This window comes from Curvibacter gracilis ATCC BAA-807 (assembly GCF_000518645.1).
Taxonomy (GTDB): Bacteria; Pseudomonadota; Gammaproteobacteria; order Burkholderiales; family Burkholderiaceae_C; genus Curvibacter; species Curvibacter gracilis.
On record NZ_KI912467.1, the window covers coordinates 16,247 to 23,394 of the forward strand.

The following is a 7,148-nucleotide window of genomic DNA, read 5'->3' on the forward strand; positions in this document are numbered from 1 at the left end:
AAGGGCTCGCGTCTGTTTGAGCGCAGCGAGTTTAGCGAGACCCCGCCCAAGTTGAGCAGCGCAGCGGACCCTGCGCAGCAGGGCGTGCACGTCGGGTCGCCTTTTTTTGCTTACTTTTTTTGGCGAAGCAAAAAAAGTGAGGCGCCCGCCGGGGCGCAATCCCGGCCTCCGACCTTCAACAAAGAGCAGAAGGACCCGACCGCAACGGCCAGCCCCCCCCCACAAACCACCCTACCCCGCAAGGCAGGGTTCACCGCCCAGCAGGCACCTGACGCCGCCGCTGCCGCAACCCCAAAGCCCCCAACGCAGCAAGCCCCCCCGTCAAGAACAGAGCCCCCCACTCCGACAAGGTTGGTACGCCATCCACAGAGCCCCCAGGAACAGCAGGCCCGCCCGGATCGGTGATGACGCCGTTTTGAGTGCCATCGTCGTCCCCCTGCCCGCCGTCCACCAAGGGCAAGGTGATGGTGTTGGTACCGATCTGTGCCGCCTCAAAGCGATACCAATGCGCGGTATCGGTCGGCGATGTCTTGCCGTACTTCATGTAGACCGTACCGGCAGGCAATGGGCTGGAGAAGGTCAGCACCAGGGTGGTGGAGCCGCCCTGAGGGCCCGTCAAGCTGACGTCAAACAAGCCTTGCGGGAAGGTGTAGCCAGCGGGTGGCGTCACCACCGGCGACTTGGCATGGCCCGTGAGCGGAATGAAGCCGGCCGAATTGGGCGTGTCGATCGTCCAGCCGTTGCTCACCGACTGGGTGGCACGGCCAGTGGTGTTGCCCGTGACTGACGAGTTGGGTGCCGAGCAGGTGGGCGAGCTGCTGCCCCCATTGCTGCCTTGGCAGGTCCAGGTCCAGGGCGAGCCCACATTGACGGCAGAGGCCGCGCCCGGGGTCAAGCACAGCCCTGCCCCGCTGGGCATGAACGGTGTGGCAGCCACCGTTCCGCACTGGCCATTGATGGCAGCGGCAATGACGGCACCCGACGCAGACGAGCAGACCTGAACCCCCGTGGGGGTGCCCGCGGTGGCCACCGGCGTGACGCAGAAGAACAGGTACTTGCCCACATCACCCGCCACAGGGGTGTAGTTGATGCTGGTGGCCTGGTTGATGGCGGTCTTGCCCGAGCCGTTGCTGTTGGCACCCGAGTACCAGGCGTACTGGCTGGCGCCCTGAGGGTTGGTTTCGGCGTCGTTGTAGGAGTAGGTGCCGGTCAGTTGCACGCCCACCTGGGCGGTGCCGGTGATGCCCAGTGCACTGGCCACGGGGGCAGCGTTCAGTGTGGGCACGGTGAAGGTGACGGCGCTGGCGGCGGCGTTGCCGGCCTGATCGACCACATTGGCGGCGGTGATGCTCAAGACGTCATTGTTAGCTACCGTGGTGCCGCTGCCCAACGTCAACCTGTAACTGGTGGCCAGGCCATTGCTGGCCGAGAGGGGGGTGAGCGAAGGCGATGCACCCAGTGATTTGCTGGCAACCGACAGGTTGCCCACCGCGATGCTGGCCGTGGCGATCGGCTCGCTGAAGGTCAGCGTCAAGGTGTCGCCACCGGTGTAGCTGCCGGTGGCATCGACATCGTTGGCCGTGATGGCAGCGTTGCTGGCTTTGTCGGGCAAGGTGGTGTCGACCAACACCCCGCTCAGGCTGGGGGGCGTGAAGGTCAAGGTGGGCGCTTGGGAATAGGCGTCCTGGACGGTGCCGCTGTTCAAATCGACGGGGCTGCTGATGCTGATGCCCGAGGCCGCGGTATCGCCGCTTTGCACGGTGTAGCTGAAGGTCAAGGCGCTGGTGCCACTGCCCGAGGCATAGCTGGCATACACAGTCGAGCCCCCCAAATTGATGGCAATGCGAGGGCTGCCTGTGACGGTGACGGCAGCACCAAAGTTGACCGTGAAGGTCAAGGTGGTACCCGTCTTGTAATAGCCGTTGGTGGGTGAGTTGATGCTGCTGATGCTGGTGGCGGCAGGAGCTACGACCTGGCTGCTGGCGGTGCTGCAGGCCTCGGCCCCCGTCGTGATGCCGGCGCTGGCAACGGGCGTGACGCAATAGAACAGGTACTTGCCCACATCGCCGGTCACCAGGGTGTAGGTCTGGTTGCCGCCCAGCGTGAAGCCGCTGGCCACGTTGCTGTTATCGCCCGTGCTGCCTACGCTGTTGTCGGTGGAGCGCACCCAGCGGTAACTGGTGCCGCTGCCAGAGGTGTTTTGCGCGTCGCTGTCGGCGTCGCTGTAGTTGTAGCTGCCAGTCAGTGCATTGCCCGCAGTGGCTGTGCCACTCAGGCTGACCGAGGTGACGGTGGGCGCAGTGTTGAAGGTGGGCAAGGTGAAGTTGACGGCCGCCGATGCCGCATTGCCGGCCCGATCCACCACATTGGCGGCGGCAATGGTCAGGGTCTCACCGGAGGCGACGCTGGTGCCAGTGCCCAGGGTGAGCACATAGCTGGTGGCATAGCCGCCGCTGGCCGACTGCGCACTCACCGCCGCACCTGAGCCCAGGCTTTTGCCACTGACCGACAGGTTGGCCGCTGTCACATTGCTCACCAGGACGGGCTCGCTGAAGGTCAGGGTGACGGTGTCACTGACTGTGTAGCTGCCATTGGCATCGACATCGCTTGCGGTGATGGCACCGCTGCTGGCTTTGGCGGGCACCGTGGTGTCGATCACCAAACCGCTGTAAGTGCCCGTCATGCCCGTGTTGGCCACGCTGCTGGAGGTGCCGTTCTTGATGGTGCCGCCATTGAGGTCCAGCGTGGCCGAGGTGCTGACCGTGCCGTTGGCCCCAGCCGACGGGGTGTACCGGAAAGTCAGGGTGCTGGAGCCGGTGCCCGATTGGTAATTGGCGTAGTAGTTGGGGGTACCCCCCACCGACAAGACCACGCGGGGCGATCCCGTCACCGACACAGAGGCCGAGAATGAGACCGTGAAATCAAGGTTCTGGGCCGCCTTGTAGTAGGCGCTGCTGGGGCCAGCGAAGGTGCCGACGGTGGGGGTCGCTGGTGCTGGTGCTGGTGCGGGTGCGGGTGCACAGTCGGCAGGCGAGTTGCAAGCATTGCCAGCCTTAGGCCCACTGCTGCATGAGAGACCGTTACAACCTGGCGCGGCCACTTTGAGGCTGCCCAGCAAGCCCCCCCGCCGACGGGAATGGGCCGTGAACAAGCCCAGGTCGCCACTGGCACGGCCGGCGCGGCCTGGCAATGCCTCATCCTGTGTTGGAACCGGGGCACTTGGTGAGGTGGACGGGTGGCCGGCACGCACCTGGGCCATCAGGCGTTGGGCCGTGCCCAGGCGGGTGCGCTGGATGGCTTCGGCCCCAGGGCTGTCGTCGTGCGCAAGCGAGTCGGTGGAGGGCCCTTCGACCAAAGGGGCCGGGGCGGGTGCTGGTTGGATCTGTGCCTGACGCCGCGAGGCAGATGAGTGCGAGCGCACTGCCAAGCCGGCCCCGACCAGGGCGCCAGCGACGGCCGCGCTGGGCAAGGCCACTTTCACAAGCGCTGCCGCGAGTTTGTTGGTGTTGTTCATGGTGGGGGTCTCTTAGCTGGGTTCTCAGGCAGTGAGCGGTGGAAAATGAAAACGATGGCCAAAGTCTTCGTCGGACCAGGCCATGATGTGGGGAAAGCGCGCCTGTTCGATCAGGGCCAGGTCGTAGATCTGGTCGATGTCGCCGGTGAAGATCAGCCAGCCTTGTTCATCGAGCTTTTCGAGGTCGATCACCCAGAAGCCGCTGACAGTGGTGGGGTGATGCTCCAGTACCGGCAAAGGGGGCGCGTTCTCGGAAACCCGCACTCGCGACAAGCCAACGAACAGCAACGAGCCCAGATGAGAAAGGCCCCGGGTGTAGCCAGGCAGTTCGGCTACCAGGGTGGATTCGCTGCCGTCTTCGCGGCAACGCCAGACCCGGCCATGGCCCGATTCGCAGTAGTACACCCAGCCATCAATCCAGCGCGGTGAATGCGGAAAAGACAAGCCCTCGGCCAGCACCTGGCCCGCTGGCACCGACATCAACAGGCCTTCGCTGCGGAAGCTCTTCCAGCCCAAGGGGGTGTCGTCGCGCGAGAAGGCGGTCACAAAGGCCGGCCGACCGTCGCGCATCGCCATGCCGTTGAGGTGGCAGCGATCTTCATGCGCCAGGCTGCTGATGAAGTCGGGCTTCCAGCGGGGGACGAAGTGGTAGGCCGGGTCGAGGGTGGCCAGGCATGAGAAGGCCGTGTTGACCATCCAAAGCGTGCCGTCATGGCCCCTGGCGATGTCGTGGATGTTGATGTCGCCGGTGACGCGCGTCGAATGCGGCACGTAGCTGGCATCGACCGGGCAGCCCGGCTCGACACTGGCGTTGAGTGCATCGTGCCGGCGGTACTCCAGCACCTGAGCCCAACTGCCCAGCAGCATCTGCTGCGGCTCGATGACCAGGCCCATGGGCCGGGGCACCTCGCGGAACAAGACATCCACCGTGGCGCCTTCGCTGCGCACCAACATCAGGCGGTTGGCCTGGAACGAGGTCAGGGCCACACTGACATCCAGGCGCTGCAGCAGGGCTGGCAAGGTGTTGGAGTGCAAAGTGCCCGGGTCGAACGGGGCATCGAGGTCGCGGCTGGCGTGTTGGGTCATGTCAGGGTTGGGTTTGCAAAGCCAATGCCAGGGCTTGATCGGCGCGCACCGCACCGTGGCCCTGCTGTTCATTGCGGCCACCGGGCCAGCGCAGCGCCGGGTCACGGTAGGCACTCTGGGCCAGCCATTGCCGCACCTGGGCCAGGGTTGATCGCGGCCGTGCCGCCAACAGCAGAGCGCTGACGCCACTGACCACGGCCACCGCCGCCGAGGTGCTGCCCAGGGTCTGGTAGTCAGCACCAAGACCCGGGCACAACAGATCGCCCGGGGCGTTCAGAAAAACATCCCGGCCCGAGGCCGTCCAGCCGGTATGGCCCTGATGGTCAGAGGCGGTGACGGCCAGGACGGCGCGGTGGTTGGCCAGGCTGTGCCGGCCGTTCAAGCTTTCGGCCCGGTTGCCGGCCGCCACCACCACCACGGCCCCCTTACCCTGGCGGCCCTCACGGGCCAACGCATCGATCAGCAAGGCCACGGGATCGGGCAGCCAAGGCACCTGAAAGCTGCAGTTGATGACATCGGCCTGGGCCTGATGGGCCATGCCCAAGGCCATGACGAGGCTCGATGTCCAGCCACTTTGCAGGCGGATGTCGATCAGGCCGGCCTCAGGGGCCACCCCCTCGAAGGTGCCGCCATCGGGCCGGGCCACGGCACGGCCCAGGATCAGTCCGGCCACGCCGCTGGCATGCGCCTCCATGTCTGAGCGCAAATGCCCAGGCTCCAGGTCGGCATCGGCATCGAACCGGGCCAAGGGCTGCAGACCCTGCAAAGCGGGGGCTCGCAGGTCCACCCCCGAATCGATCACCGCGACCCGCACGCCCTGCCCCCGGCTGATGGCCCGACTGGTGCGCACGCCTGTGGTGGCCAGCACGTCAAAGACATCGGGCTGCCAGAACCCGTTGCGCGCCATGGTACGCGCCATATCAAGGGTTTGCTGCTTGGCCCGAAGGGCCGGCACCGAGCCCGCCGGCCAAGGCAGGTTCTGGCTGACATCGACTTGAACTGACAACACACCCACCTGGCCCTGCAGTTGGGGAATCCAACGCAGGGTGGTGTCGATGTCGGGGGGCTCCAAGGCGTCGACCTGCAGGTCGCCCACGCGGGCCAGCGACAACAGCGGTAGAGGCGTGGCCACCCCAGGCAGGGACGGAGGAGGATAGGCGGCCCTGCGGGTGATGAGAAGCCGATGGGTGAGGCCCCACAGCTGCCCCTCAGGCCCTTCCACGTATCGCAGTTCGGGGGATTGGGGCAGCGTGCCCAGCTCATGGGGCGCCACGGTGCGCAAACTGAGGACTCGGCCCTGGTTGTGGATCTTCACGCGGGCGGGCGCAGCCTGCCCCCCAGAGGCCTGGCCAACGAGACCCAGAGCAGCCCCGACCAACAGCCACCGCCCAAGGCATCTGCGGCCGGGGTTCAAGACCGGCCTCCGGCAGCCAGCAGGCTGGGCCCGACCAGCGCGCTCAGACTTTGCAGTACCTGGTCAATGCACTGCTCGGGCGAAGCGCTGGCCGTGTCAAGCACCAACTCGGGCTGCAGCGGGGCCTCGTAAGGCGAGGTGATGCCCGTGAATTCGGCCACCTGACCGGCTCGCACGCGGCGGTACAGGCCCTTGGGGTCACGCGCCTCGCACACTGTCAGAGGGCTGCTGCAATACACCTCAACAAAAGGCCATGGCGCGACGCGTTCACGGGCCCGCTGGCGACCCTCGCGAAAAGGCGAGATCAGAGCCACCAAGACCAGCAGACCCGCCTCGGCCATCAGGGCAGCCACTTCGGCGGCGCGGCGTACGTTCTCCGCACGGTCGGCCGCTGAAAAACCCAGATCGGCACACAGGCCGGTGCGCAGCAGATCGCCATCGAGCACCGTGCTGGCCAGGCCCTGCTCACACAGGCGTGCATGCACGCCCTGGGCCAATGTGGATTTGCCGGCGCCCGACAGGCCGGTGAACCACACCACCGCACCGGACGGGCGCCCCCCAACCGGGCCGGGCACGGGTGAAAAGTCACGGAGGACAGGGTGAACGCAGGGGCTGGAGGCTGGCACTCTTGGATTTTCGCATCATTTATTTACAAAAAATTAGTACATAAGATACAAATGACATGTCAATCCAGTCAAAGGCACAAATCGTTACCAGATTCGGCATCCATCTTCCGGCAATCAGGTGAATCACATGATGAAGCGACACCGTCCGGTCAGATGGGCTCAGTGGCCACCAATCGCGGAACCGATGCGCCTGCGGCGCCTGCAATTTGGCTGCAGAGTGGTGGCCAGCAACCGAATTTCGGCAGCGAAGCAGGCGAGGCTCGGCGGAGGTCGGGCAAGGCGGTGGGCGCCTTGTCTTGGTGCGGCACCTGCGGTGACGCACTGAGTTACCCACTGCGTTGCCACGCGGGGCATGCGGGATCGGGATCGGGATCGGGATCGGGATCGGACGAGCTTGCGTGGGCTCGCGATTGCCGCTGCGCTCTGAGGCTGCTGCTCTTTGTTGAAGGGCGGAGGCCGGGATTGCGGCCCGGCGGCCGCCTCACTTTCTTTGCTTCGCCAAAGAAAG

The 7,148-nt window shown here is 65.7% G+C and carries 4 protein-coding genes; all 4 read right to left on the reverse strand.

The features are described 5' to 3' along the window. Positions 1-250: 250 nt before the first annotated feature. The 4 genes from L880_RS0128795 to cysC all read right to left on the reverse strand — a co-directional run bounded on the left by L880_RS0128795 (position 251) and on the right by cysC (position 6,589). Positions 251-3,514, reverse strand: a complete 3,264-nt coding sequence (locus L880_RS0128795) for a beta strand repeat-containing protein (protein ID WP_027478540.1) — start codon at positions 3,512-3,514, stop codon at positions 251-253. Between the two features lie 24 nt (positions 3,515-3,538). After that, a complete protein-coding gene (locus L880_RS33865) occupies positions 3,539-4,600 on the reverse strand; it encodes a TIGR03032 family protein (protein WP_051443660.1) in 1,062 nt (353 codons plus the stop codon). Position 4,601: 1 nt separating this feature from the next. Further along, positions 4,602-5,915, reverse strand: a complete 1,314-nt coding sequence (locus L880_RS0128805; RefSeq protein WP_157463102.1) for a S8 family peptidase — start codon at positions 5,913-5,915, stop codon at positions 4,602-4,604. A 95-nt stretch (positions 5,916-6,010) separates the two neighbouring features. Continuing rightward, complete coding sequence (cysC, locus tag L880_RS33870; RefSeq protein WP_051443661.1) at positions 6,011-6,589, reverse strand: adenylyl-sulfate kinase; 579 nt, start codon at positions 6,587-6,589, stop codon at positions 6,011-6,013. Positions 6,590-7,148 lie beyond the last annotated feature (559 nt).

Excerpts from the sequence above, each read along its gene's own strand:
- L880_RS33865 (WP_051443660.1), bottom strand. The coding sequence starts at position 4,600 with ATGACCCAACACGCCAGCCGCGACCTCGATGCCCCGTTCGACCCGGGC.
- L880_RS0128795 (WP_027478540.1), bottom strand. The coding sequence starts at position 3,514 with ATGAACAACACCAACAAACTCGCGGCAGCGCTTGTGAAAGTGGCCTTG.